This is a genomic window from Dactylosporangium sp. NBC_01737, assembly GCF_035963215.1.
Taxonomy (GTDB): Bacteria; Actinomycetota; Actinomycetes; order Mycobacteriales; family Micromonosporaceae; genus Dactylosporangium.
Map to the genome: position 1 here is coordinate 12,909,654 of NZ_CP109153.1, position 25,240 is coordinate 12,934,893.

Below are 25,240 nucleotides of genomic sequence, written 5' to 3' on the forward strand. Positions count from 1 at the left end.
CATGGCATGAGCGGCCGGAGTCTCCTGACTCCCGGATCGCCGCCGCCCCCCGACCTTCCGGCCGTGTGCGGCCGTGGTCCGAGCCCTGGAGGGTGGCTCCCCGGTCACAGTGGCGGGACCGTCCCAGACTCGCACTGGGTTCCTCCCTATGACCGCTCGGGGTTCATCGTGTCCCACGGCTCCCAGTGACGTCAACGTGACCCAAATCCTTCGGTACCGCCGGACCGGGCCGAACAGGTGACGTGGGCAGGACCGTGGCGCACGCCCTCCTGTGTGTCGTGCTGACCGCAGGTCTGCTGGTCGCGGCCGTGCACCGGCGGCTGCCGCCGCTCGCGCCGGAGACGTCGGTGGCGCCGCCCGGCACCCGCGCCATGTGGCTGAGCGACGCGCAGGTCGAGCAGTACCAGCAGCGGGTCGTCGCCGACCCCGGGTTCGCCGACCGGCTCACCGGCCAGATCCAGCTGACCTGCGGATCCGCGACCAGCTGAGCGCCCCGATCGCGGCGGCCGTCCCCGTTACCGGAGGGCGGCCCTGCGGCGTTTCTTCTCCGGCTGCACCGGTGCCCGCCGGGCGGCGAGCCAGATCATGGCGCCGACACCCACGATGAGCAGCCCCGGCAGCAGCCAGTCGGTGAGCACGAACGGCGTCGCCGGGGTCGCGGGCGGCGGCAGCGCCTGCTGCGGCCCGGCGGTCGGCCCGGCGGTCGCCGCCGGGGCGCTCTCCTTGCTCAGCGCCCGGGTCAGCGCCTCGGACGGCCCGGCCGTCGGCGCGGTCCAGCCCGCCGGTGCCGCCGTCGCCGGGCCGCTGTAGGTGAACCGCAGCTGCCCCTTCACCGCCTCACCGTCGGAGGCGACCGACTGGTACGCCACGACGTACAGCCCCTGCTCCGGCCAGTGCGACACGGTGACCAGCGCCGGGAACCCGGTGTTGTAGACCTTCGGCTCGAACTTCCCGTCGACCAGGAAGTACTCCTGGACGGGCTTGTCCAGGCGCTTCGGCTCCCCGCCGCGCCACCCGCCGTCGACCCGCTGCCCCGACGGCGCGGTGACGGTGAACCACGCGAAGGACGCCGGCTGCTCGGTGAAGTACAGCGACACGTCGGCCCGCGGCTGGTCCACGGTGCTGTCCTGCACCGGGTCGGACATCGCCAGCTGCCCGTGCGCGGCCGCGGGCCCCGCCGGCAGCACGACGCCGAGCGCGGCGACGATCGTCAGCACCGCGAGCCGGATCGTAGTGACCGTTTTCGTGCTGCCCGATCGCATCGGCACATGATGCCGGGTTCCCCCGTGAGCGACAAGACGCTAAATTCACGTCCCTAACGAACCCGCCGCCCCGGGAGCCTGCTTCGTGCCTGCCGTCCGCCCCATCGTCGCCGCCGCCTGCCTGCTCGCGTTCCTCACCGCCGGCTGCGACTCGTCCCCTCCGTCCACCGCCGCCGGCACACCGGCGCCGGCCGCGTCGACCAGTATCGCGACCGTCCCGGGGACCGACGCGCCATCGCCGGCCGCCGCGTCGACGTCCGCGGCCGCCTCGCCGGTCTCCGCGGTCGACAAGGAGATCGTCGTCACCGTCGCGAAGCGGAAGGTCACCCCGCCGACCGGCCGGATCGAGGTCGGCAAGGGCGGCCTGGTGCGCATCACGGTCACCTCCGACGTGGCCGACGAGCTGCACGTCCACGGCTACGACAAGACCCTGACGCTGCCGGCCGGCACGCCGGCCTCGCTCGACCTGCGGGTCGACCGGACCGGGTTGTTCGAGGTGGAGACGCACTCGTCGCACCTGGTGCTCTTCCAGCTCGTGGTCCGTTGAACGCGGTGACCCCGGTCCTGGCGCACGGCGTCGGTGGCCGCCAGGACCTGCCGCTCACCCTGGGCCAGCTGCTCGTCGGCGCCGCCGCCGCGCTCATCGTGTCGTTCCTGGTGCTCGGTGTGGCGTGGCGCTCGCCGCGGCTCGACCCCGCCGCCGGACGACCGATCGGGGCGTTCGCCGTGCCCGCCGTCGTGCCGCGGCTGCTCGGCATCGCGCTGCTCGGGGTGCTGGCGTGGACGTTCACGCTGCCCGACAGCGCCGACAACCCGGCCGCCGGGATCGTGTACGTGCTGTTCTGGGTCGGGCTGGTCCCGCTGTCGCTGCTGCTCGGCCCGGTCTGGCGGTCGCTGAACCCGCTGCGGACCCTGTCGCTGGGCTTCACCGCCCGCCGCGCGCTGCCCGACGCCGTCGGCTACTGGCCGGCCGCGGCAGGGCTGTTCGCGTTCGCCTGGCTGGAGCTGGTGGCCCCGGACCGGGCGACCCTGCCGGTCATCGGCACCTGGCTCGCCGTGTACGCCGTGGCGATGCTCGCCGGCGCCTTCGTCTACGGCCCCGACTGGTTCACCCGTGGCGACGCGTTCGAGGTCCTCAGCGACCTCGTCGGCCGGCTCGCCGTCGTCGGCCGCCGCCCCGACGGCACCCTGGTGTGGCGCAACCCCCTGGACGGGATCGCCGGCCTGCGCCCCGCCCCCGGCCTGGTCGCGGTCGTCGTCATCCTGCTCGGCGCCACCTTCTACGATGCGATGTCCGGCGCCCTGTTCTGGCTGCGCTTCACCCAGGAGAACGGGCTGCCCGCCCCCGTCACCGGCACCCTCGGCCTGCTCGCCGTGATCGGCGCGGTGGCGGTCGCGTACACCGTGGCGACCCGCACCGCGGGCAGGCGCGGTCACACGTCGGCGGAGCGCACCCCGGGCGAGCTGGCCCACTCGATCGTGCCGATCGTCGTCGGCTACGTCGTCGCCCACTACTACTCGCTGTTCGTCCTGGAGGGCCAGCGCACCGTCGCGCTGCTGCTCGACCACCCCGACTTCGACCCGTGGACCGGCGTCATCACCCCGACGGGCGTCGCCAACGTCCAGATCACCGCCATCATCCTCGGCCACCTGGTCGGCACGGTCCTCGCCCACGACCGGGCCCTGAAACTCTTCCCCCGCGCGCAGGCCATGACCGGCCAGGTGCCGCTGCTGGGGCTGATGGTCGCCTACACGGTCGCGGGCCTGCTGCTGCTCTTCACCGGCTGACGTGCGGTGAATGCTTGGTAGAGCGGCGCGAGGGAGGAGCGCCGCTCTACCGGTCCAGCGATATATGTGTATCGAAGGGGGGCCTTCGAGCTAGTCCGTGCGAGGGCCGGTACGACCCTTTCGGTTGCTGCTGAGAAGAGCATGCCGGGTGGGACTTGGCGCCCACTTGGCGAACACTTGCGCCGACCTGTCACCCACCCGACACCCCCGAGCGGTATCAGCACGGACCCTTACGCGCTCGTGAAGGCCAGGACGACCACGGCGACGAGCATCGAGGCGACGCCGGCGGTGATCAGGGCGCCGCCGCCGCCGAGCCAGGCGACGAGGGGTGCCGCGGCCGCGGTGCCACCGCCGATCGCGGTCCAGGTGACGGCTCCGACGGTCGCGAAGAGGCGGCCGTGCCGCTCCGGCGGGGTGCGGGCCGTGACGAGCGCGCTCTGTGCGACGTTCAGCATCCCGTTGCCCACGCCGCCGACGACGGCCGCGGCGTAGGCGACCAGCAGGCCGGGCGCGACGCCGATGCCGGCGATCCCGGCGCCCATGGCCAGGCACGCGACGGCGACCGCGCCCCGGTGGCTGGTCCGGACGTGGGGCAGGACCTGCGAGCCGGCGAGCGCGCCCACGCCCCACAGCGTCAGGTACAGCCCGTACTGGCCGTCGGTGGCGCCGAGCTGGCCGATGAAGCGGAACGGCGCCGCGACGTTGTCCACGACGGCCGCGCCGACGCTGACGGCGGCGCCGAGGACCGCGACGGCCAGGACCCGGTCGGCGAGCAGCAGCCGCAGCCCACCGGACCGGTCGTTGGCCGCGGCCGCCGGGTCGGGGCGGCGGCGGACGGTGAGCAGCGCGCACGCGCCGGCGAGCACCGCGAACGTGGCCGCGTCGGCGAGCACCGCGGTCCGCACGCCGAACCACCCGGTGAGCAGGCCACCGGCGGCGGGTCCGGCGATCCAGCCGAGCCCGAACCCGAGGCCGAGCCGCGCGAAGCCGCGCTCCCGCCCGTCGGGGCCGGTGATGGCCGGGACGAGGGAACTGGTCGCCGGCCGCACGAACGCCGCCAGCCCCGCGAGCGCGGCGAACAGCAGCACCGTCGGCACCGGCCCGTCCAGCAGCGCGAGGGGCACCGCGACGACCGCCTGCCCGAGCAGCGCGACGATGAGCACGGCGCGGGTCTCGACCCGGTCGACGACCCGGCCCACCACCGGTGCCAGGACCACGAACGGCACCAGCTCGGCGGCCAGCAGCACGGCGACCCAGCCGCTGCCGTGCGGCTGGAGCCGCAGCAGCAGGGCGATGAACGCGGCGGCGTCGCCGGCCGTCGACACCGCAAGACCAGCCGTGAGGATGCCCAGGTCCAGGCGCCCACGCCGGGCATCGACCGTTCTCGTGGCCGCCATGTCCGCCACGGTACCGTCGGCGGCCCCCGACGCACGGCCCCGTCCGCGGTGGCGGGCTCCCGTATTCTGCGCCGGTCCGATGTTCCGACGGTGGGAGTCGCAGTGGTCGCGCCCGTGCCCAGCTCGCAGTGGCACCCGCCCGACGGGCCCCCGGCCACCGGCGCGCCCGGCGTGCCCGAGCCGGTCGAGCCGGTCGAGCCACCGGAGCCCGGGCCGCCGCCCGCCCGGCCGGCCCGGCGCCCGAACCGGGTGGCACTGCTGACGGCCGGTGTGACCGTGGTGACTGCCTGCTTGAGCCTGTACGGCTACGCCCGGCACGGCCCGGCGGCGCCGTCCCCGGCCGCGCGGCGGCGCGGTCCGCGGCACCCAGCAGCAGCGCGACGGAGGCTGCGGCCCGCAGGTGGGTGCTCGTCGCGCCGGCGAAGGCCGGGCCGCTGCGCCGGGCGGACGACGCCGCGACGGTCAGTGTGGAGCTGGAGCGGCAGCGGGTCGCCGGGGTCGCCGAGCCGTACGCGGCGGTCTACGAGCTCGCCCTCGACCCGCGGCAGCGGGTGGTGGTGACCGGCCAAATCGGGCAGCGGTTCACCGAGGAGGGCCCGCGGTGGTCGGTCGAGATGTGGCTCGCCGCGAAGGACCCGGAGCGCTCGATCACGGCCGCCTGGCCCGGCGAGCTGGTCCAGGTGGATCCCCCGGCGTTCGGCGGCGTCGCCCTGTGCCGCGACGCGACCGGCCCGGGCGTGACCGCGCAGGACCCGGCCGGGGCGTGGTGCGCGTGGGCGGCCGGCGGCATCATCGTCGAGTTCGTCTTCGCCCGGACGCCTGCGTCTGCCGCGCGGGACCGGGTGGCGCAGCTGCTGCCGGACCTGGTCACCCGGGCGTGACCCCGGCCGGACAGCGCGGAACGCCGGCCAGCGGAGGCTGACCGGCGTTCCTAGCGCAGTCGAGACGCACCCGTGCGGGTGGGTCAGGCGCTGCTGTCGGAGATCTCGTAGTTCGGGCCGTCCAGGACGTCACCGAGGAAGCTCTCGAACCGCTCCGTCAGCGACATGACCTGCGAGTCCGAGGAGGCGTCGGTCGCCTCGACCTCGGCCGCGCCGAACCCGGCGGAGCCGTCCTGGCCGTACGCGGCGTAGGTGTGCTCCGACTCGATCTCGGTGTGCTCGTAGTGCGTGTACTCGGTGACCTCGTAGTGGTTGCCCGCGGCGTCCGTGTACTCGATGTGCTTGACGTTCTCGTATTCGGTGTGCTCGATGCTCTGGTGGTCCTGCTCGAGGATGCCGTACTGCGAGCTGTAGTCCTGCTCGCTGCCGGCCTCCGCGTGCGCCTCGGAGAGGCCGCTGTGGCTCTCGCCGGTCTCGATCTCGCCGTACTCGCTCATGGGGGGTGGTCCTCTCGGATGCGTATCTCGGTGTTGCGCTGTTGGACCTAACGGTACGGCCACCCGACCCACCCAAAATCCCGGAAACGTGCCACCCCCACATCAGCCGAACCGACTGATGGCGACCCGCCTGCGCCACCAGCGCCGGCTTGCGGTGGATCACCGGACCGGCGCGGCCCTTGACCTCAACCTTGGTTCACGGCGAACCATGGCCGGCATGACGGACATCAAGCGGGCCCTGGTGATCGGGGCGACAGGCAACATCGGGCGGCACGTGGTGGCGTCGCTGCACGACCGGGGTGTCGCGGTGCGCGGGATGGCCCGCGACGCGAGCGGCCTGCCCGACGGCGTCGACCGGGTCAGCGCGGACGTGCGGGATCCCGGCGCCTTGCACGCCGCGGCGCAGGACGTCGACGCGGTGCTGCTGGTGTGGCCCTTCATGACCGCCGACGGCATCGACGACGTCGCGGCCGCGATCGGCCGGCCGGGGCGGCGGGTCGTGTACGTCTCGGCGATGAGCGTGCGCGATGACGCCCCGCCGGAGCGCAACGGCGTGTGGGGCCAGGTCGAGGACGCGATCCGGCGCAGCGGTGCCGACTGGACGTTCCTGCGGGCCAGCGGCTTCGCCACCAACACGCTGCAGTGGTCCCCGGCGATCCGGGCGGGGCGGCCGGTGCGGGCACCGTACCTGCGGGCCGCCCGGTCGCTCATCCACGAGCGGGACCTCGCCGACGCCGCAGTCGTGGCCATGACCTCGCCCGGGCATGCCGGGCGCGCCTACGTCCTCACCGGGCCGGCCACGGTCACGCAGGCCGAGCAGGTGCGGCTGATCGGGGCGGCGGCCGGTGTGCCGGCACGCGCCGAGGAGGCCGGCCACGACGAGGCCCGCGCGGAGATGCTGAGCTGGGCGGAGCCCGGGTTCGCCGACGCCGCCCTGGGCTACTGGGCCTCGCTGGTCGCCGCGCCGGAGCCGGTGACGGACACCGTGCGGGACCTGACCGGGTCGCCGGCCCGCCCGTTCGCGCAATGGGCCCGCGACCACGCCGCGGACTTCCGGCCGCTACCGGTCGAGGAGGTCGCCCGGCGCTACGTCGAGGCGTTCCGCGCCGGGCGGACGGACCGCGCGGTGGCGCTCATCGACCCGGGCGTGGTCCGCGTCGCGCCCGCCGAGACCGGTGGCGAGCGCACGGAGCTGCGCGGCCTGCCCGCCGTCATGGCGAACGCCGAGCGGCTGACCGCCGACCTGGAGATCCACGCCGTGGCCGCCGACGGCCCGTTCGTCGGCGGCGACCGGTTCGCCGTCCGGTTCACCTTCGACCAGACCCACCGCCCGACCGGGCGGCGCGCCGAGGCGACGAAGGTGTGCCTGTACACCGTGGCCGGCGGCGCGATCGTCCGTGAGGAGGTCAGCTACTTCGATCCCCCGGCGGAGCCACGCTGAGCCGCGGCCCCGCGCGCCTCACAACCGGGCCGCCGTGCGGACCAGGCCGGCGACGGCCCGGGAGCGGCTGTGCGCGGGCCAGGCGAGCACGGTGGTGACGTGCGGCGCGTCGGTCAGGTGCACCGCGGCGTGCGCGCTCCACAGCCATGACCGGGACGAGGCGCAGAGCACCGCCGCGGTGTGGCCGAGGGCGATGAGCTGGGCCAGTTGTGACTGGTCGTGGATCTCGGGGCCCGGGCCGGGTTCGTAGGTGCCGTCCTGACGGGGCCAGCGGGCGAGCGGCAGGTCCGGCACCGCGCCGATGTCGGCCATCGTCAGGGACGTGCGCGCGGCGAGGGGATGCTCGGCGGGCAGGATGGCGACCTGCTGCTCGGTCAGCAGGTCCTCGGTGTCGAAGCCGGCGAGGGCGTCGAAGGGCCGCTGCATGAGCGCCACGTCGGCGCGGCCGTCGCGCAGCATCCGGGCCTGGTCGCCCAGGCCGCACAGCAGCACCTCGATCTCGGCCGCACCGGGCTCGGCCGCGTGCGCGTCGAGCAGCTTGCGCAGCAGCTCATGGTTCGCGCCGGCCTTCGTGGCGAGCGTCAGCCGGCCGGTGAAGGTCGCGGCGCGGCGGGTACGGCGAGCGGCCGCGGCGGCGCTGTCCAGGATCGCGCGGGCCTCGTCGAGGAGCACCTGACCCGCGCCGGTGAGCGTGACGCCGCGGCGGTTGCGTTCGAGCAGGGTGACGCCAAGGCGTCGCTCGAGCTGCTGGATCGCCCGCGACAGCGGCGGCTGGGCGATGCCGAGCCGCTCGGCCGCCCGGCTGAAGTGCAGCTCCTCGGCGACCGTGACGAAGTACCTGAGCTCGCGGGTCTCCAGCGTGTCCACCGACCGACCATACCGCTGTGATACCGCCCGGGTATCACAGCGCACCGAACCGGTGTAACGACACGGCCCACCGCCGAGCGAGCATCGGCGTCATGAGCGACACGAAGACCGCGCTGGTGACCGGCGCGAACAAGGGACTCGGCTACGAGATCGCGGCGGGGCTGGGCGCGCGGGGGTACCGCGTGGCGGTCGGCGCCCGCGACAGGGCCCGGGGCGAGGCGGCGGTGAAGACGTTGCACGCCGCCGGCGTGGACGCGTTCGCGGTCCCGCTGGACGTCACCAGCGACCGGAGCGTCGCCGAGGCCAGGCACCTGCTCGACCGGCTCGACGTCCTCGTCAACAACGCCGGCATCTCGGGCGAGACGGGCCCGGGCTGGGTGCAGGACCCGACCACGCTCGACCTCGACATGGTCCGCGGCGTCGTGGACACCAACGTCTACGGCGTGATCCGCGTGACCAACGCGATGCTGCCGCTGCTGCGCAGCTCGCCGGCACCGCGCATCGTCAACGTCTCCAGCAGCGTCGGCTCGCTGACCTGGCAGTCCGACCCGGCCGTCGAGGTCGGCCCGGTCATGGCCGCCTACTCCCCGACGAAGTCGTACCTCAACGCGATCACCGTGCACTACGCGCGGCAGCTCGCCGGCACGGGCATCCTCATCAACGCCGCCTGCCCGGGCCTGGTCGCGACCGACTTCACCGGCTTCCAGGGCCGCCCGCCGCACGAGGCGGCCGCGACGCCGATCCGCCTCGCCACCCTGCCCGACGACGGCCCGACCGGCGCATTCTTCAACGACGCCGGCGTCGTCCCCTGGTGACCCCGGGGGGTGTCAGCGGCCGAGGCCGGCCTCGCGGGCCCGGACGATGGCCTCGGAGCGGTCGGCGACCTGCAGCTTCGCGAAGACGTTGGAGACGTTGTTGCGGACCGTCTTCTGGGACAGGAACAGGGTCTGTGCGATCTGGGCGTTGGAGCGGCCGGCGGCGAGCAGTTCGAGGATCTCCCGCTCGCGGGCGGTGAGCTCCGGGAACGCGGTCGTCGCCGTCGGGGGGCCGGCGGCGAAGAACTCGGCGATGCGGCGGGCGAGGGTCGCGCCGAAGACCGCGCCGCCGGAGGCGACGGTTCTGATGGCGCGGACGATCTCGTCCTGCTCGGCGCCCTTGACCAGGTAGCCGCGGGCGCCGGCGCGGACGGCGCTGAAGACGGTGCCGTCGTCCTCGGACATGGTGAGCACGACGACGCCGACGGAGGAGGCCTCGGTGGCGAGGCGGCGGGTGGCCTCGATGCCGTTGAGGCCGGGCATCTGCACGTCCATGACGACCACGTCGGGCAGCAGGTCAACGGCGAGGGTCACGGCCTCCGCGCCGGTTGCCGCGGTGCCGACGACCTCGATGCCGTCGACGGAGCCGAGCAGCACGGCGAGGCCGTCGCGGAAGATCGGGTGGTCGTCGGCGACCAGGACCCGGACCGGCTCATCGGCCATCGGGCACCTCCTGAAAAGAAGATCCTAACGGCAGCGCGGCACGGACCGCGGTGCCGCCGGCGGGCGGGCACTCGACCTCGCAACGGCCGCCGAGTTCGGCGGCGCGTTCCCGCAGCGAGATCAGCCCGACGCCGGACGGCGTGCCCACGGCGATGCCGGTGCCGTCGTCGACGACGGATACGACCAAGCTGTCCGAAACAACGGAGAAGTCCACCACGCACAGCGACGCCCGCGCGTGCTTCGACACGTTGGCCAGCGCCTCGGAAGCGATCCGGTACGCCGCCACCTCGACGGCGGCGGCGAGCCCGGCAGGCAGCACACCGGCGACCCGGATCGTCAGGGCAGGGGTGCGCAGCCGGTCCGCGACCTGGTCGACGGCGCCGACCAGGCCCACGTCGTCCAGGGCCGGCGGGCGCAGGTCGTGCACGAGCCGCCGCACGTCCGCCAGCGCCGTCGACACGTCCTCGCGGGCCTGCCGCAGCACCTCGTCGGCCCGGGCCGGCGACGCGGTGAGGAGGTTGCGGGCGGTCTCGATGCGCAGCGCCACCCCGCCGAGCGCCGGGCCGAGGCCGTCGTGCAGGTCGCGGCGGACCCGGCGGCGCTCCTCCTCGCGCGCGCCGACCAGGCGCTCCCGGCTGTGCTGCAGCTCCGCGGCGAGGTGGCTGGAGCGGGCCGCGGCCGCCGCCTGCCGGACCACGTCGGCGAGGAGCCGCTCGTCCCGCGGCGACAGCACGGTGCGGGGCCCGCCTGCGGGCAGGATCAGCCGGCCGACGGTTTCGCCACGGTACGTGATGGGCAGCGTCTGCGTGTCCGTCACGGGGTGCCCGTGCTCGGCGAGCAGCGTCGAGTCCCCGCCGCGGTGGACCTCGACCGCCACGTACGGGGCGTTGAACGCCTCGGCGACGCTGCGCGCGACGGCGAGCAGCTGGTCCTCGGGGCTGTCGGTGCGCTCCAGCTGTTCCGCGAGGCCGGAGACCACGCGGTACGGGTCGTGCCGCCGCCCCAGGACGACCCGCTGCACCAGTTGCCAGAGGCGGTGCCGGAGCGGGCCGTACACCAGCATCACCACGAGCAGACCGGCCAGTGCCGCTCCCTGCTCGCCGAGCAGGGTCGTCGCCGCGGCGAGCAGGACCGCGTCGACGGCGACAACCAGCGTGGCCAGGGCGCCGTAGAGGACGGTGCCGCCGAGGAGCCGGTCGATGTCGACGAGGCGCGGGCGCAGGATGCCGATCGCGACGGCGGCGCCGGTGACCACGACGGCCACGACCAGGCCGAGGGACAGCGCCGACTGGGGCAGCAGCAGCGCGGACAGCATCACCAGCACGTCGACCACGCCGGCCCAGACGAGCCACCGCATGCGGGTCTTGTCCAGGCCGGTGGCTTGCCGGTACCGGCGGAAGACGACCGCGAACGGGACCAGCATGCTCAACGGCAGGGCCGTGTAACCCAGTCGCAGCAGCACCTCCCACACGCTGTCGGGCAGCGGGAGGCGCAGCAGGTCGACCGAGAGGTCCTGCAGCGCCGTCGGCTCGGCCGAGGTGTCGACGGCACCGGCGATGCGGGCCGGCACGAACAGCAGGGTGACCGGCATGATCGCGGTGAAGCCGAGGCTGATGAACGCGGCCCAGCGCCGCCGGCCGGCCGGCGGGCGGCCGTCCGGGTAGAAGATCAGCAGCAGCGGCAGCGAGAACAGCAGCGCCGCGCCCAGCCGCTGGTAGAGCCACCACGCGATGGTCACGCCGGGCAGCCACGGGTCCTGCGCGGTGGCGTAGGCGACCCAGGCCGCGCAGGTGCCGTCGAAGGACCAGTGCAGGCCGCTGACGCACAGGATCCAGGCGACCGGGTTGCGGGGGAACCGGCGGGCCACGAGCGCGCCCGGCACGGCGAGGCCCAGGCCGGCCAGCCCGGAGATCCAGCCCGCCTCGATGCCGTCGGTGGCGCGCTGCCCGGCGTCGAGCGCGACCTCCAGGACGATCGAGGCGACCGTCGAGGCGAGGGCGAGCAGGGCGAGGAGCCCGGCCGCGAGCGTGGGGAGCCGCGTGCGCATGCGGCCATGGTGTCAGCCGGCCCGTCCCGCAGTCCCGAGGACTGCGGTCCCGTTCCGGCCGGGACATTCGCGGGGACGGCGTCCGGGGCGCCGGGCCCTGCCGCCCGGGTCGCCGAGGGACGCAGGATGCACGGCATACCCGGCGAGCCGCGCCGTTCACATAAAGGACCTGCCATGACGATCCGCACCGAACCCGTCCCCGCCCGTACCGACGTCCTCGACAACCACCAGCCGCCGGCCGCGATCTCCGCCCGCGGCGTGCGGGCCCTGGGCCTCGCCCTGACCGTCGGCACGCTCTCGTGGGCGACCAGCATGTTCACCGTCGGCAACAACCCGACCGACTCGCTGGGCCTGACCATCACCGACACCACCGGCGGGCTGTTCCAGCTGGGGCTGTTCGCGCTGCTGGCGATCCAGGTCCGGACCCGCGCGACCGGCCTCACCAAGGTCGCCCGGGGCATGCTGGTCGTCGAGCACTTCCTGCTCGCCGTCGCCACCGTGTGGAGCTTCCTGCACGCGGTCCCGTCGCTGCGCGACGCGGCGTGGCTGATCCCGATGGACATCTTCTGGCCGCTGTCGATGCTCGGCATGGCCGTCATCGGCGTGAAGATCCTGTTCGCGCGCCGCTGGAAGGGTGCCGCCCGGGTGTGGCCGACGGTCGCGGAGAGCTGGGCCGTCGTCACCGTCCCCGTGTTCGGGATCTTCGGCTCGCCGGTGGCGGACTACATCGGCGGCGCGCACCTGCTCATCGGCTACGTCACGCTGGGCGTCATCCTGATGCTGCGCCCGCAGCTGACCGGCGCCCGCTGACCCTCACCCGCACTGGAAGCCCTTGCCGGTCTCGGCGAGGGCTTCCTGCATGACCGCGGTCAGCGCGGCGCCGCTGGTGCGGTCCGGATACGCCTGGACGGCGACCCGCAGCGCGGTCAGGAACGCCGCGGCCATCAGGCGGGCGCGCATCGGGGCGCCGACCCCCCGCGCGGACAGCTCCGCGGTCAGGCCGTCCTCCATCGAGGTGTACGTGGTGACCTGCTGCGCGGCGAGCGCCGGGTGCCGCCGGACGAGCCGGACCTGGGCGAGCCATCGCGGGTCGCGGGCGCCGAGCTCCTGGAACACCTCGACCGCGGCGGCGGTCAGCACCGGCCACGGCGCCTCGCTCGCCGGGCGGGAGCGCACCGCGTCGAGCAGCTGCCGCATGCGGGCCAGGTCGCCGTACAGGAGGGCCTCCTCCTTGCTGGCAAAATAGTTGGAGAACGTCCGCCGCGACACGTCCGCCGCGTCCGCGATCGCCTCGACGGTGACCCGGTCGGGACCGTGCTCGATCGCCAGCCGGACGGCGGCCTCATGCAGGGCCTGCCGGGTGGCGGACTTCTTCCGTTCCCGCAGGCCTGTGCTCACGCTCCGAATGTTACCCACTTCTCACTGCGCAAACTTGCGCACTGGGCAACTTTTTAAGATGCTTGCACAAGGCAAGTAATTGGGGAGGTGTACCGGTGGAGCTGCGCGACGAGCTGTACGAGTTGATGAAGGTCCTCCGCGTCATCAAGCAGCAGCGGCACCCGGTCCTGCCGGCCGGGACCGTCGGGCTGCTGCAGGCGGTGGACCGCGGCGGCCGGCTGAAGGACGTCGCCGCCGCCTGCGCCCTGGACCAGTCCACGACCAGCCGTGCGGTCAGCGCCGCCGAGCGGGACGGGCTGGTCCGCCGCGTCGCCGACCCGCACGACGGGCGGGCCAGCCTCCTGGAGCTGACCGACGCCGGCCGGCGCACCCTCGCCGACGCCGTGGTCTGGTACGACGCCCTGCTCGCCGACGCCCTGCGCGACTGGAGCGGCGAGGACGTCGAGCAGTTCGGGGCGTACCTGCGCCGTTTCACGACCGCCCTGAGCAGTTCGCATGTTTCGCACGCTTCCCAGGTTTCGCACGCTTCGCAGGTTTCGCACGCTTCGCACGCTTCGCACATGGAGGCATCACGATGAGTCAGACGAGGACCGAGGAGCCGATGACCCATCGGCAGATCCTCGAGGCGCTGAGCGGCCTGCTGCTCGTGCTGTTCGTGGCGATGGTGAGTTCCACCATCGTCTCCACCGCCCTGCCGAAGATCATCGGGGCGCTCAACGGCACGCAGGGCCAGTACACCTGGGTCGTCACCGCGACCCTGCTCACCGCCACCGCCTCCACGCCGATCTGGGGCAAGCTGGCCGACCTGTACAGCAAGAAGCTCCTCGTCCAGATCTCGATCGTCATCTTCGTCGTCGGCTCGATCGTCGCTGGTCTCGCGCAGAACGCCGGCGAGCTGATCGCCGCGCGCGCCTTCCAGGGCATCGGCGTCGGCGGCCTGCAGGCCCTCGTCCAGGTCGTCATCGCCGCGATGATCCCGCCGCGGGAGCGTGGACGGTACAACGGCTACCTCGGCGGCGTGATGGCCGTCGCGACCGTCGGCGGCCCGCTGCTCGGCGGCGTCATCGTCGACACCTCCTGGCTCGGCTGGCGCTGGTGCTTCTTCGTCGGCGTGCCGATCGCCGTCATCGCGCTGTTCGTGCTGCAGAAGACCCTGCACATCGCCACGCTGCGCCGCGACAACGTCCGCATCGACTACCTCGGCGCATCGCTCATCGCCGCCGGCGTCAGCGTCCTGCTCATCTGGGTGTCGTTCGTCGACGGCTCGTTCGCGTGGCTGTCGTGGCAGACCTTCACCATGGTCGGCGCCGGCCTGGTGCTGCTCGCCCTCGCCGTCTTCGTCGAGGCCCGGGCTGCAGAGCCGGTCGTGCCGCTGGACATCGTCAAGCAGCGCACCACCGCCCTGTCGATCATCGCGAGCCTCGCCGTCGGCATGGCCATGTTCGGCGGCGCCGTCTTCCTCGGCCAGTACTTCCAGATCGGCCGCGGCTACACCCCGACCGAGGCCGGCCTGCTCACCATCCCGATGATGGCCGGCGTCCTCGGCGCCTCGATCGTCGTCGGCCGGCTCATCACGAAGACCGGCAACATCAAGCCGTACATCGTCGCCGGCACCGTCATCCTCGTCCTCGGCTTCGGCGCCCTGGCCACCATCGACCACGAGACGTCCCTCGTCTTCGTCGGCGCGGCCATGCTGCTCGTCGGCGTCGGTGTCGGCTCCTCGATGCAGAACCTGGTCCTCGCCGTGCAGAACACCGTGCCCCTGAAGGACATCGGCGCGGCCAGCTCCACGATCGCGTTCTTTCGCTCGCTCGGCGGCACCATCGGCGTCTCGGTCCTCGGCGCCGTCCTCGCCCGCCGGGTCGCCGACAACATCACGCACGGTCTGGCCGCCGCGGGGGTACCGGCCGGCTCCGGCTCCGGCGGTGCCAGCAACCTCAACCTCAACGCCCTCCCGCCCGCGATGCAACACATCGTCCGCGCCGCTTACGGCGACGCGACCGGCCACATCTTCCTCATCTCGGCCGGCATCGCGGTCGTCGGCGTCGTGGCGGCGGCACTGATGAAGCCGACCGCCCTGCGCAGCACCCTGGACCTGGCCGCCCCCTTGCCCGAGGAGAAGGTCCCGGTCACGACCCGCTGAGGCTATGACGTGGGCGGGGCGGCCACCCCTCGGGCCGCCCCGCCCACCGGCGTCTCCGGCTCAGGCGCGACTGAGGAACTGCGCGTTGGGGTCGGGGCCTGCGTGGTGATCGGCATCGGTCTGGCCCGGGATGCGTTTGGGCTGTGCGGTCGTGCCGCTCATTCGACGGCCTCCGGCTCGTCTCGCAGTGACTGCACCGGCACGAACCAGTATCGCTCGCTGCCGCTGTTGCCGTTGATGTCACTGTGCCAGGCCAGCTCCATCTCCAGGCCGTCCCGGGCGATGCGCCCGGCGTAGGAGACGTTGCCGTACGAGCTCGACGCGACGAACCGGACCTCGTCGCCGTCGTGCTCGCACCGGCCCGCCGAGACGTAGCGGTGCCCGGGCGCCAGCCAGCGGGCGACCTGCTCCGCCAGCGTGGCCGGGTCGTCCGTCGATCCGACACCGGCGGTGACCACCTCGCCGGAGGCCAGGAACCGCACGATGCTGCGGCCCTCGTCCTCCGCCTGCTGCCCGGAGATGTAGAGACCGTCGCGGCGGGCATACGGCCGGTCGTCATCCGTCGAGGGCGCCATGGGTGTTACGGCTTGCGGCCGACCACGCCGTAGATCTGCAGGTCCGCGCTGACGGGGCGGTCGCTGGAGGCGTCCGGGCGCCAGTCGCCGACCGGGACGATGCCGGGCTCGACGATGTCCAGGCCGGCGAAGTACTGCTCGATGATGGCCTTCGGCCGGGCCCGCACGTCGGTGCCGCCGGCGGCGAACATCTTCTCGTAGGCGGCGACGCCCTCCGGCGTGCTGAAGTCCATCGTGCCGTGGGTGATGACCAGGTAGCTGCCGGAGGGGACCGCGTCGAGCAGGTGCCGGACCACGGCCGCGACCTGCGCGTCGTCGTGCACGAAGTGCAGCGTGGTGACCAGCAGCAGCGCGACGGGCTCGGTCAGGTCGAGGGTCTCGCGCAGGCTCGGGTGGGCCAGGATCGCCGCGGGGTCGCGGACGTCGGCCTCGAGGTAGGCGGTCCTGCCCCGCGGGTCCCCCTGCAGCAGCGCGCGGGCGTGGACCATCACGATCGGGTCGTTGTCGACGTAGACGACGTGGGCGTCCGGGGCGACGCGCTGCGCGACCTCATGGGTGTTGTCCGGTGCGGGCAGGCCGGTGCCGAGGTCGAGGAACTGGCGGACGCCGGACTCGGCGAGGAACCGCACGGCGCGGCCCAGGAAGGCGCGGTTGGCGCGGGCCAGGGCGACGACCGCGGGGAATGCCGCGGCGATCGCGTCACCGGACTCCCGGTCGGCGGCGAAGTGGTCCTTGCCGCCGAGCCAGTAGCTGTAGCGCCGGGCCGGATGCGGGACCGAGGTGTCGATCCGGCCGTGTTCCGTGCTGCTCACCCAGCATTTCCTCTCGTACGGGCCACCCACCGCCGTCGCGATCGAACCTAGTAGATCACGCGCGGGCAAACCAGCAACGGACGGCGGCTACCGGGAGGTGATCGACGCGATCAGGCCGTATTCGACGGCCTCCTCGGCGGACAGGACGCGGCCGGTGGACAGGTCGTCCTCGACGCGCGACCTGGGCTGGCCCGTCGCGGCGGCGACGCGCAGCACCAGGTCCTCCAGGTCGCGCAGGTAGCGGCCGGCCTCGGCGACGACCTGGTCGGCGGTGCCGCCGGGGCTGGTCACCTTCGGCTCGGACAGCCGGAACCTGGCATGGGCGAACGCCGAGCGGGTCTGCGCGGCGCAGAACACGCCGATGGCGGCGCCGCCGATCTGACCGACGGCGGTCGCGTGGACCGGTGCGTGCACCGCGTCGAGGGCGTCCACGAGCGTGAAGACCGCCGCGAGCTGGCCCTCCTCCGCCGACAGGTGCAGCGTGATCGGGTCGGGGCCGAGGGCGTCGAGGGCGAGGAGGGTCGCCGCGGCGCGGCCGGCCATCTCCGGCTCGATCACGCCGCGCAGGAACACCATGCGGCGGCCGAACAGCTGCTCGTCGAGCCAGGGTGCGTGCTGGGGCGGCTGGACCGGCGGATCGTCGTCGGGGCGCCGGTCGTAGCGGAACCGCGAGCTGTGCTCCATGCGCCCGACCCTAGGCGACGGCACGGCCGGTCACCGAACACCGAGGGCGCATTCCGCTGCGGGCGGAAGCAGCCCGGGCAGATTTTCCTGTTTCTGGCGGAACTGCCACTTTCGGCTGGCACCATGCGGGTGACAGGTACAGCCCTCACGACCTCTGGAGTGCGCATGGTGGACGCCTCGCTCACCGAGTCCGGCCTCGTCGACCGGGACCTCGTCGAGATCGTCAACGAGGTCTGGGACGCGTACCTGCAGCAGCCGGACGCCCAGCCGACGGACCTCGAACCGGGCCTGGACCTGCGGCCGGTCACCGCCGCCGTGTCGATCACGGGCGCCTGGGAGGGTCACGTGCGGGTGCTCGTACCGGCGGCGGCGGCCACCGACATCACCGGCCTGATGCTCGCCATGGAACCCGACGAGGTCACCGACCGCGACGTCACCGACGCCATGGGCGAGCTCATCAACGTCGTCGGCGGCAACCTCAAGAACCGTGGCGCGCAGCCGGCGAAGCTGGGCCTGCCGGTCGTGGCGACCGGCAAGATGCTGTTCCCGTCGACGCGGGAGACGCTGCGGCTCGCCGTCGGCTGGCAGGACAAGCCGGACCAGCCGATCACGTTCAGCGTCCTGCACGTGCACCGGGACCGGCCGATCACCACCCGGATGCCGTGACCGGCCAGTTGAGCGGCGTCACCAGGTCCTCTGGCGCACCAGCGCGGCCTCGATGCGTTCCGCCGGTGCGGGCGTGCCGTAGTAGTGGCCCTGGCCGTACCGGCAGCCCGCGGTCCGCACGACCTCCAGGTGCCGCTCCGCCTCCAGACCATGGGCGACGACCGTCACGTTGAGCCGCCGCGCGAGCTTCACCACGACGTCGATGATCGGCGCCGCCGGTCCCCCGGCCGACGGCTGCGACGCGAACAGGGCGCCGTCGACCTTCAGCATGTCCGTCGGCAGGCGGCGCAGGTGCGCCAGCGACGTGGTGCCGGCGCCGAAGCCGTCCAGCGCGGTCCGCACGCCGATGGCCCGCACCGTGGCCAGTGGCTCGACGGCCCGCTCGAGGTCGACGCCGAGCTCCCGCTCCGACAGCTCGACGACCAGGTCCGCCGGGTCGATCTGGTGGCTGTCCAGGGTCAGGCTCAGCCGGCCGGCGAAGTCCGGGGCGACGAGGTCGTCGATCGCGACGTTGACCGACATCCACAGCACGTACCCCTCGTGCTGCCACGACGACAGCTGCCGGCACGCCCGGTTGAGCACCCAGTCGTGCAGCTCACGGGTGATCCCGAGCTCCCGCGCGACCTCCAGCGCCTCCTTCGGCGGGACGGTGCCGAGCGTCGGGTGCCGCCAGCGCAGCAGCGCCTCCACGCCGATCGGGTGGCCCTCGACGAGGTCGTAGACCGGGTGGTATGCGAGGTCCAGCTCGCCGCGCTCCCCCGCCTGCGGCAGGTGCTGCTCGAGCGTGGCCCGCCGCACGTAGGCGTCCTCGACCTCGGCGTCGTGCCACTCGACCTTGCCGCGCCCGCCGCGTTTCGCCCGCCGCAGCGCCAGCCCGGCGCGGCGCAGCGACTCCTCCGCGCCGCCGCAGACCGGGGCGAGCCCGATCCCCGCGGACAGCTGCAGGTCGGCGCCGGGCAGCGGGTACGGCTGGCCGAGGTCGCCGAGCAGCCGGGTGGCGAGCGTGAACGCGTGCACCTTGTCGGCACCGGTGTACACGGCGAACTCGTCACCGTTGAGCCGTGCCGCGACGTCGCCGCGGTTGACCGCGTCCCGGATGCGCGCGGCGACCTGGACGAGCATCGCGTCGCCGACGTCGGAGCCGTGCAGGGCGTTGACGCCCGCGAACCCGTCGAGGCCGATCGTGAGCAGGTGACCGCCGCCGTCGTTGAGGTGGGCGAGCAGCGTCCCGCGGTTCGCCAGGCCGGTCAGCGGGTCGACCCGCATCGTGCGTTGCAGGCTGTGCTCCAGCTCCTGCTGCGCACTGGCGTCGCGCAGGTGCACCACGACGCCGGCGACCTCCGGGTTGCCGCGTTCGTCGGTGACGGTGACGTCGACCGGCCGCCACACCCCGAAGCCGTCCTGGATCCTGGCCCGCACCGGCACCGGCCGCGGCCCGGCCCGCTCCGGCGCCACCAGGTCCAGGTCGTCGGGGTGGACGAGCTGCTGGAACGGCCGCCCGACGACCTCCTGGTCCGACAGGCCGAACTGGCGTGCGGCGGCGGCGGACTGCCACCGCACCGACAGGTCCGGGTCCAGGACCACGATCACGTCGCTGGATCCGGCGACCAGGGTGCGGAACGTCGCCTCCTGCGCATCGAGCCGGCCGCTGTACCGGCGCAGCGCGACCGCCTCCAGCAGCTCCCGCACCGCGACGGCGAGGACGGCGAACGTGCCGATCACCATCGCGGTCAGGCCGAGCTGTCCCCGGCTGACCAGCGCGTACAGCACGGCGGCGGCGCCGGCGAGGACCGGGGCGACCAGCAGCGGGTCGCCGATCAGGGTGCCGTCGGTCGCCGGTCGGGCCGGCCGGCGGTCGGCGTCCACGGACCGGCACGCGCCGGCCCAGACCAGCACCGAGCCGAGCACCAGCAGCCCGCCCGCGGCCAGCAGCCAGACGCCGTCGCCGGTGGGGTGCAGCGGCAGGACCGCCAGGCCGAGCACGATCAGCGCCACCCCGCCGGCGGCGGTGACGGCGGCCCAGCGCGGGAACGGCGCCCGGACCCCGCTCACGACGGCGACCGTGATGCCGATGACGGCGAGCAGGCAGGTGGTGAACACGGTGCGGCTGGGCCCGCCGTCCTGTTCGAGCACGAGGACCAGCAGCGCCAGGAACTTCCACAGCGCGACGCAGATCCCGTCCAGGGCGCGGCGCAGCGCGCCGCCGGTGTCGACGGTGACGCCGGGCAGCTTGAGCAGGCCGGCGACGAGCGCGACCCCGGCGGCCGGCGCCAGGTATGCGGCGACCGGCGTGGCCACGGCCGAGACGCCGGCGGTGAACACGCCGAACGCGAGGGCGGCGAGGCTGAACACGGTCCCTGCGGGCGCGGCGCGGCCCCGGGGCAGCGGCGGCGCCGGTGCCCGTCGCGAGGCGCAGCAGCCAGGCGGCGTGCAGTGCGGTGGCGGCCGCGGCGGCGACGAGCACGGCGAGGTGCGGGGGCAACCCGAGCGGAGGCCCGCCGACGAGGACCGCCGCGGCGACGGCCAGTGTGAGCGGTGCCGAGGCCATGAGCATCCGGCCTCGTGATCTGTGCGCGCCACCGATACCCGGTCTCATGGCTGCGATCCATTCGCTCGGCAGGGGGACTGCTAGCTGCCCCCAGCAACGACGCCCACCGCCGCCGGTGACGTCGGCGTCACCCGTTCGAACGACATCCCGCACCTATTGTCTGCATTTATCGTGATTTATCTTTGCATCGGGGTGAGCGCCTCGGCCCGGCGTTGGTACCCAGGCAGGCTCCGCCCGGCCGATCAGGCCGCCGCGGCGGCCCGGACGAGCTCGGCGCGCCAGCGGTGCAGGCCGGGTTCCTTGAACTCCTCCAGCTCGGCGAACCGCAGTCGCGCCGACTCGAAGGCGGCGACCTCCGCGCGCGTCAACGGCCACGGCGGCCCCTCGTCGGACTCCTGGCCGTCCTCGATCGCGGCGGCGATCACCAGCAGCGTCCCGCCCGGCGCCACCAGGTCACGCACGGCGCCGATCGCACGCGCCCGCAGGTCCCTCGGCAGTGCCTGCACCGTCATGCTCTCCAAGACCAGGTCGAACCGGCCGTGCCAGGCGTCGGGCAGCTCGAACAGGTCCGCGACCGTGTAGTCGACCGCCGAGTCCGGGAAGCGTTCACGGGCGGTGCGGACCGCCGCCGGCGACACGTCGAACGCGACCGTCGCATACCCGCGCCCGGCGAGGAACTCCGCGTCGCCGCCCAGCCCGCAGCCGACGACGACGGCCCGGCGCCCGCCGCCGTCGCGTCCGGCACCGGGCCACGACGCGAGCAGCCGGTGCGGGCCGCCGCCCCGGTCCCACGGGACCTCGGTGACACCGTTGCCCGCCGCCACGTACAGGGAGTCCCACCAGCCGACGGCGTCACCGCGTCGCAGCGAGTCGGCGGCCAGACCACGGATGTACTCGTCGGGTTCCACCCGGATTGCCTATCACGCCGACGAACCCGCCGCCCGCCGGCGCCACCGGCCGCGTCGGCGGCATCGGCACGGAATCGGTGCCCCGTGCGGCGGCCGCGGCCGTGCCAGGATGTGCGGATGGGCACCGTCGATGAGGTGCGCGGGGTGGCGCTGAGCCTGCCGCGGACCACCGAGCACCTGATCCGCGACCGGGTCAAGTTCCGGGTCGGCAGCATCGTCTATCTGGCGCTGTCGCAGGACGAGACGACGCTCGGCTTCGCGTTCCCGAAGGAGGAACGCGACGCGCTCGTGGCCACCGATCCCGCCCGGTTCTTCCAGCCGCCGGTGTCGGACCTGCGGTTCAACTGGGTCTGCGGGCACCTCGCCACCCTCCACGGCGCCGAGCTGCGCGACCTGATCGTCGAGGCGTGGCGGATGGTCGTGCCGAAACGCGTCTACGCCGCCTGGCACCAGGGGGTGTCATGAGGTACCTCATGATCTGCGGCACCGTGGCGATGCGGCGTCCCGCACGGCGGCGGCGCTGACCCTCGACACCTTGGAGCGCGACCACCTCAGCAACCGCTGACCCGGCGGCAACCCTTCCGGCCGGCCCGTGCGACGTCCAGGTGTGAAGGCCACATCGGAGGGGGCGCGTGCGTGAAACGTGCTGACGAGATCGCATACCGGGACTACGTGCAGGCGCGGCTGGACCCGTTGCGCCGCAGCGCGTTCCTGCTGTGCCGGGACTGGGACGCCGTCGACGACGTCGTCGCGGTCACCATCGGGAAGCTGTACCGGCACTGGCACCGCGCGCAGCAGGCGGACAACCTCGACGCGTACGTGCACGGGATCCTCACCCACACCTGGCTCGACGAGCGACGCCGGCCGTGGCGACGGCGGGAGAGCCCGGTCGAGCTGCTGCCGGAGCCCGCGACCCACGACGCCGAACCCGGCGACGGGCAGCTGCTGGCGCTGCTGTCCAGGCTGCCGCCGCGCCGCCGGGCGTGCGTCGTGCTGCGGTTCTACTGCGACCTGTCGGTCAGCCAGACCGCGGACATCCTCGGGGTGTCCGAAGGGACCGTGAAGAGCCAGACCGCGCGCGCCCTCGCCACGCTGCGCGTCCTCGCCACCGCCGATCAGGAACAGGAGTAACCGATGCGTGAGTTGCTTGACGAGGCCATCGGCGTGGCCCCGCCCACCCGGATCGACGTCGACGCCACGATCGCCCGCCAGCGCAGGATCCTGCTGCTGCGCCCGGCCGGCGTGCTCGTCGCCGCGTTCGCCACCGTCGCCGCGATCGTCGTGGCGGGCAACGGCCTGGCCGGACCTATGCGGCGGGACGGGGCACCGCCGGCCGCACCCGGGCCGAGCGTGTCACCGCACCCGGGTTCACCGGCCCACTCGGCCGAACCACAGGATCAGGTGCTGCGCCGGCAGAGCGCCGCGATCAACGAGCTGCTGCGCGCCGGACCGGCCGGGGTGACGGTCGCGGACCTGCGGACCAGAGCCGCGGCCGTCGAGGTGATCCCCAGCAAGGACTACCCCGGCTACATGGCCGGCGACGCCCACATGACCATCGCCGCGCTCACCACGGCCGGCGGCACCGCCGACTTCTCCTTCACCGCCGACGCGAGGCCAGGCACGGGTTCCTCGCCGCTGCCGTCGGAGACGGCGCCGGCACCCGGGTCGTGCGACGAGTGGCGGGCCGCGTTCAAGCCGGAAGGGTCCGGCTACAGCCCACCCGAGTGCACCGACAGCACGGGCCCCGGCGGCGAGACGGTCCTCGCCCTGTCCGTGCGCAACGGCCAGATCGTCATGTACGCCGTGCTGGTGTGGCGCCCGTACTCGCTGGTCTCCGTCAGCGTCCGCAACTGCTGGAACGGCTGGGACGGCAACCAGGCCCCGGCCGTGTTCCTGCCGGCGCCGCCGCTGACCCTCGACCGGCTCACCACCATCGCCCTCGACCCGCGCCTGGCGATGTGAAACCCCGCGGCGGCACGGTCGGCGGTTCCTCGGACCCGCCAGGTGGAACTGGCCGTGCCGCCGCGGCGCGGCCCTACCCGCGCTGAACGGCGCTCACCACCAGTCCGGCCGCTGCCTGGCCGGGTCCGGGCCCGGCGGGTCGAGCTGCAGGACCAGCAGGTCCGAGTCCTCCTCGATCGGCACCGGTACGGTCTCCGCGGCGGCGGCCGTGCGCAGGGCGGCGAACCCGGCCTCGATCTCGGCGTCGGTGAGGTGCTCGAAGACGGAGATGGCCCGCAGCTCCAGCCGGGCGGCGTAGGCGCGCAGCCCGGGCGCGAGGCGCTCCCGGACCTTGTCGAGCCCGACCACCGGCAGCTCGAACAGGTCCATGGTCTCCTGCAGGGTCGGGAACATCCGCCGCTCCACGGCGCGCGCACCCGGGAAGTACCGGTGCCAGGTGAGGTCGGGCAGCCGGTCGGCGAACGTGCTGCGCACCAGCAGCCGGCCACCGGGGCGCAGCACCCGGCGGATCTCCGCGGCGGCCGCCGGCCGGTCCGTGACGTGCTGCAGGACGAGGAACAGCAGCACCAGGTCGCAGGAGCCGTCCGGCAGCGGGATGGCGGTGGCGCTGCCGTCCAGGTACCGCACCGCCGGGTGCGTGGCATCGCGCTCGGCGGCGGTGCGCATGCCGTGGGACGGTTCGACGCCGTACACCTGGCAGGGTTTGCAGGCCTCCGCCAGGATCGGCGTGAACCGGCCGGTCCCTGAACCGAGATCCAGGACGGTCGTCGTGTCCGCGGGTGCCCACCGCCGGAACGCCTCCGCCCACGCCTGCGCCGCCTCCGGGGTGAGGGCCCTGCCCTGGGCGTAGACGGTGTGCTGGTAGCCGTTGTAGTCGGTCGTCATGCTCCGATCTTCATACAGCCGCACCACCGGCGGCGCTGGTATCTTGCCGCGATGGATCTCGACAGCGGCCACCTGTTGGCGATGGCGGCGGGGCAGCTGGCCGCCGACGACCCGGACCTCGACCTGGTGGAGACGGCCTGCACCACCCTCGCCGGCCGGATCGACCGCGGCGACATGATGATCGGCATCCTGCCCGTCGAGGCCGCCGCCGTCGTCGTGGCCGGCCTCAGCGCCGTGGGCACCGCCACCGCCTGGATCACGCTGGGCCGCTGCTACCTGGGCGTCGACGGCGCCCTCCTGCCGGGCGCCGAGGGCGACACCCAGCTGGACCGGGCACGGCACTGCTTCGCGCGGGCCGCGACGCTCGGCGACCGCGACGGCGCGCTGCTGTTCGCACGCGCCTGCGCCGACGGCCCGGTCGAGGCGCAGCGGGAGGCCCGCGAGCACCTGCGCCCGCACGCCGCCACCGACGCCGAGGCCCGCTACCGGCTGGGCCTGGTCGAGCAATGGCTCGGCGACCCGGCCGCCGCCGTGGAGCATCACCTGTGGGCCGCCGGGCAGGGCAACGCCGACGCCGCGTTCGAGCTGTACGTGCTGTATTCCACCGGCGAGGGCGTCCCTCGCGACGACGACACCGGCCGCACCTGGCTGCTGCGCGCCGCCGACCTCGGCCAGCCACGCGCCCTCTACAACGTCGGCGCCGCCCACGCCACCGGCACCGGCTTCCCCGCCGACCTCACCCTCGCCGCCGACTACTACCGCCGCGCCGCCGACGCCGGCAACGCCCGCGCCGCGGCGATGCTCGGCTACATGCACCTGGTCGGCGAGGGCATACCGGCCGACGAGGCCACCGCGGCCCGCTGGTTCGACACCGCCGAGGACCTCGGCCACCCCGTCGACGACTGGCTCGACCAGCTCGACCTGGACCGCCCCCGCGCCTGACCCCGCCCTGCGGTAGGGGTCGTTAGGGGAGCCGAAGTGCGTGCGCCGGTGAGATATTC

General features: G+C 73.8%; 27 protein-coding genes, 1 pseudogene and 1 riboswitch. Of the genes and pseudogenes, 15 read left to right on the forward strand and 13 right to left on the reverse strand.

Annotation, left to right across the window (positions count from 1 at the left end):
• Positions 1-18: 18 nt before the first annotated feature.
• A riboswitch (cobalamin riboswitch) is annotated at positions 19-144 on the reverse strand.
• A gap of 98 nt (positions 145-242) precedes the next feature.
• Positions 243-488: a hypothetical protein gene (locus OHA72_RS59570; protein WP_327004924.1), complete on the forward strand. Its 246-nt coding sequence runs from the start codon at positions 243-245 to the stop codon at positions 486-488.
• A gap of 27 nt (positions 489-515) precedes the next feature.
• Here OHA72_RS59570 and OHA72_RS59575 read toward each other — a convergent pair whose 3' ends face one another.
• A complete protein-coding gene (locus OHA72_RS59575; protein ID WP_327004925.1) occupies positions 516-1,262 on the reverse strand; it encodes a copper resistance CopC family protein in 747 nt (248 codons plus the stop codon).
• Between the two features lie 85 nt (positions 1,263-1,347).
• On the opposite strand from OHA72_RS59575, the gene OHA72_RS59580 reads away from it, so the two are divergent.
• Complete coding sequence (locus tag OHA72_RS59580; protein WP_327004926.1) at positions 1,348-1,809, forward strand: hypothetical protein; 462 nt, start codon at positions 1,348-1,350, stop codon at positions 1,807-1,809.
• Positions 1,810-1,814: 5 nt separating this feature from the next.
• A complete protein-coding gene (locus OHA72_RS59585) occupies positions 1,815-3,050 on the forward strand; it encodes a hypothetical protein (RefSeq protein ID WP_327004927.1) in 1,236 nt (411 codons plus the stop codon).
• Between the two features lie 230 nt (positions 3,051-3,280).
• Here OHA72_RS59585 and OHA72_RS59590 read toward each other — a convergent pair whose 3' ends face one another.
• On the reverse strand, positions 3,281-4,447 hold the full coding sequence (locus tag OHA72_RS59590) for an MFS transporter (protein ID WP_327004928.1): 1,167 nt from the start codon (positions 4,445-4,447) through the stop codon (positions 3,281-3,283).
• Between the two features lie 404 nt (positions 4,448-4,851).
• On the opposite strand from OHA72_RS59590, the gene OHA72_RS59595 reads away from it, so the two are divergent.
• On the forward strand, positions 4,852-5,328 hold the full coding sequence (locus OHA72_RS59595; RefSeq protein ID WP_327004929.1) for a hypothetical protein: 477 nt from the start codon (positions 4,852-4,854) through the stop codon (positions 5,326-5,328).
• Positions 5,329-5,411: 83 nt separating this feature from the next.
• Here the strand turns inward: OHA72_RS59595 and OHA72_RS59600 are convergent, their stop codons facing one another.
• On the reverse strand, positions 5,412-5,825 hold the full coding sequence (locus tag OHA72_RS59600) for a hypothetical protein (protein ID WP_327004930.1): 414 nt from the start codon (positions 5,823-5,825) through the stop codon (positions 5,412-5,414).
• 217 nt (positions 5,826-6,042) lie between these two features.
• Here OHA72_RS59600 and OHA72_RS59605 point away from each other — a divergent pair.
• Together OHA72_RS59605 and OHA72_RS59610 are read left to right on the forward strand one after the other, a co-directional pair.
• Positions 6,043-6,879 (forward strand): annotated as a pseudogene (locus OHA72_RS59605) (SDR family oxidoreductase); the annotation flags it as partial.
• Between the two features lie 72 nt (positions 6,880-6,951).
• Positions 6,952-7,266, forward strand: coding sequence for a nuclear transport factor 2 family protein (locus tag OHA72_RS59610; protein ID WP_327011888.1), 315 nt, complete (start codon positions 6,952-6,954; stop codon positions 7,264-7,266).
• An 18-nt stretch (positions 7,267-7,284) separates the two neighbouring features.
• On the opposite strand, the gene OHA72_RS59615 is transcribed toward OHA72_RS59610, so the two are convergent.
• Complete coding sequence (locus OHA72_RS59615; protein ID WP_327011889.1) at positions 7,285-8,124, reverse strand: LysR family transcriptional regulator; 840 nt, start codon at positions 8,122-8,124, stop codon at positions 7,285-7,287.
• Positions 8,125-8,225: 101 nt separating this feature from the next.
• Here OHA72_RS59615 and OHA72_RS59620 point away from each other — a divergent pair, with 101 nt between their 5' ends.
• Positions 8,226-8,948: an SDR family oxidoreductase gene (locus tag OHA72_RS59620; RefSeq protein WP_327004931.1), complete on the forward strand. Its 723-nt coding sequence runs from the start codon at positions 8,226-8,228 to the stop codon at positions 8,946-8,948.
• A 12-nt stretch (positions 8,949-8,960) separates the two neighbouring features.
• On the opposite strand, the gene OHA72_RS59625 is transcribed toward OHA72_RS59620, so the two are convergent.
• Together OHA72_RS59625 and OHA72_RS59630 are read right to left on the reverse strand one after the other, a co-directional pair.
• Positions 8,961-9,611 (reverse strand): response regulator, encoded by a 651-nt coding sequence (locus OHA72_RS59625; RefSeq protein ID WP_327004932.1) that lies wholly within the window; start codon positions 9,609-9,611, stop codon positions 8,961-8,963.
• A complete protein-coding gene (locus tag OHA72_RS59630; protein WP_327004933.1) occupies positions 9,601-11,658 on the reverse strand; it encodes a sensor histidine kinase in 2,058 nt (685 codons plus the stop codon). The genes OHA72_RS59625 and OHA72_RS59630 overlap by 11 nt, the downstream gene beginning before the upstream one ends.
• A gap of 174 nt (positions 11,659-11,832) precedes the next feature.
• Here OHA72_RS59630 and OHA72_RS59635 point away from each other — a divergent pair, with 174 nt between their 5' ends.
• Complete coding sequence (locus tag OHA72_RS59635) at positions 11,833-12,468, forward strand: hypothetical protein (protein ID WP_327004934.1); 636 nt, start codon at positions 11,833-11,835, stop codon at positions 12,466-12,468.
• A 3-nt stretch (positions 12,469-12,471) separates the two neighbouring features.
• On the opposite strand, the gene OHA72_RS59640 is transcribed toward OHA72_RS59635, so the two are convergent.
• A complete protein-coding gene (locus tag OHA72_RS59640) occupies positions 12,472-13,056 on the reverse strand; it encodes a TetR/AcrR family transcriptional regulator (RefSeq protein WP_327004935.1) in 585 nt (194 codons plus the stop codon).
• 95 nt (positions 13,057-13,151) lie between these two features.
• Here OHA72_RS59640 and OHA72_RS59645 point away from each other — a divergent pair, with 95 nt between their 5' ends.
• Positions 13,152-13,634 (forward strand): MarR family winged helix-turn-helix transcriptional regulator, encoded by a 483-nt coding sequence (locus OHA72_RS59645; RefSeq protein WP_327004936.1) that lies wholly within the window; start codon positions 13,152-13,154, stop codon positions 13,632-13,634.
• Complete coding sequence (locus tag OHA72_RS59650) at positions 13,631-15,199, forward strand: MDR family MFS transporter (protein WP_327004937.1); 1,569 nt, start codon at positions 13,631-13,633, stop codon at positions 15,197-15,199. Before OHA72_RS59645 ends, OHA72_RS59650 begins: the two co-directional genes overlap by 4 nt.
• 158 nt (positions 15,200-15,357) lie before the next feature.
• Here the strand turns inward: OHA72_RS59650 and OHA72_RS59655 are convergent, their stop codons facing one another.
• The 3 genes from OHA72_RS59655 to OHA72_RS59665 all read right to left on the reverse strand — a co-directional run bounded on the left by OHA72_RS59655 (position 15,358) and on the right by OHA72_RS59665 (position 17,270).
• Positions 15,358-15,774, reverse strand: a complete 417-nt coding sequence (locus tag OHA72_RS59655; protein ID WP_327004938.1) for a hypothetical protein — start codon at positions 15,772-15,774, stop codon at positions 15,358-15,360.
• A 5-nt stretch (positions 15,775-15,779) separates the two neighbouring features.
• The gene (locus OHA72_RS59660; protein ID WP_327004939.1) at positions 15,780-16,586 is read right to left on the reverse strand and encodes an SAM-dependent methyltransferase; all 807 of its coding nucleotides are present in this window, start codon (positions 16,584-16,586) and stop codon (positions 15,780-15,782) included.
• Between the two features lie 87 nt (positions 16,587-16,673).
• Positions 16,674-17,270 (reverse strand): ATP-dependent Clp protease proteolytic subunit, encoded by a 597-nt coding sequence (locus tag OHA72_RS59665; protein WP_327004940.1) that lies wholly within the window; start codon positions 17,268-17,270, stop codon positions 16,674-16,676.
• 165 nt (positions 17,271-17,435) lie between these two features.
• Between OHA72_RS59665 and OHA72_RS59670 the strand changes: the two genes are divergently transcribed.
• Positions 17,436-17,936 carry a chemotaxis protein CheX gene (locus tag OHA72_RS59670; RefSeq protein WP_327004941.1) on the forward strand — a complete coding sequence of 167 codons (501 nt, stop codon included), beginning with the start codon at positions 17,436-17,438 and terminating at the stop codon, positions 17,934-17,936.
• 18 nt (positions 17,937-17,954) lie between these two features.
• Here OHA72_RS59670 and OHA72_RS59675 read toward each other — a convergent pair whose 3' ends face one another.
• The gene (locus tag OHA72_RS59675) at positions 17,955-20,288 is read right to left on the reverse strand and encodes a putative bifunctional diguanylate cyclase/phosphodiesterase (protein ID WP_327004942.1); all 2,334 of its coding nucleotides are present in this window, start codon (positions 20,286-20,288) and stop codon (positions 17,955-17,957) included.
• Between the two features lie 438 nt (positions 20,289-20,726).
• Positions 20,727-21,392, reverse strand: coding sequence for a class I SAM-dependent methyltransferase (locus OHA72_RS59680; protein WP_327004943.1), 666 nt, complete (start codon positions 21,390-21,392; stop codon positions 20,727-20,729).
• A 117-nt stretch (positions 21,393-21,509) separates the two neighbouring features.
• Between OHA72_RS59680 and OHA72_RS59685 the strand changes: the two genes are divergently transcribed.
• From OHA72_RS59685 to OHA72_RS59695, 3 genes are all read left to right on the forward strand, one after another.
• On the forward strand, positions 21,510-21,857 hold the full coding sequence (locus OHA72_RS59685) for an MmcQ/YjbR family DNA-binding protein (protein ID WP_327004944.1): 348 nt from the start codon (positions 21,510-21,512) through the stop codon (positions 21,855-21,857).
• 171 nt (positions 21,858-22,028) lie between these two features.
• Positions 22,029-22,523 carry a sigma-70 family RNA polymerase sigma factor gene (locus OHA72_RS59690; protein WP_327004945.1) on the forward strand — a complete coding sequence of 165 codons (495 nt, stop codon included), beginning with the start codon at positions 22,029-22,031 and terminating at the stop codon, positions 22,521-22,523.
• A 3-nt stretch (positions 22,524-22,526) separates the two neighbouring features.
• On the forward strand, positions 22,527-23,354 hold the full coding sequence (locus tag OHA72_RS59695) for a hypothetical protein (protein WP_327004946.1): 828 nt from the start codon (positions 22,527-22,529) through the stop codon (positions 23,352-23,354).
• A 93-nt stretch (positions 23,355-23,447) separates the two neighbouring features.
• On the opposite strand, the gene OHA72_RS59700 is transcribed toward OHA72_RS59695, so the two are convergent.
• On the reverse strand, positions 23,448-24,239 hold the full coding sequence (locus OHA72_RS59700; protein WP_327004947.1) for a class I SAM-dependent methyltransferase: 792 nt from the start codon (positions 24,237-24,239) through the stop codon (positions 23,448-23,450).
• A gap of 51 nt (positions 24,240-24,290) precedes the next feature.
• Between OHA72_RS59700 and OHA72_RS59705 the strand changes: the two genes are divergently transcribed.
• The gene (locus OHA72_RS59705; protein ID WP_327004948.1) at positions 24,291-25,181 is read left to right on the forward strand and encodes a tetratricopeptide repeat protein; all 891 of its coding nucleotides are present in this window, start codon (positions 24,291-24,293) and stop codon (positions 25,179-25,181) included.
• The last annotated feature ends 59 nt before the right edge of the window (positions 25,182-25,240 follow it).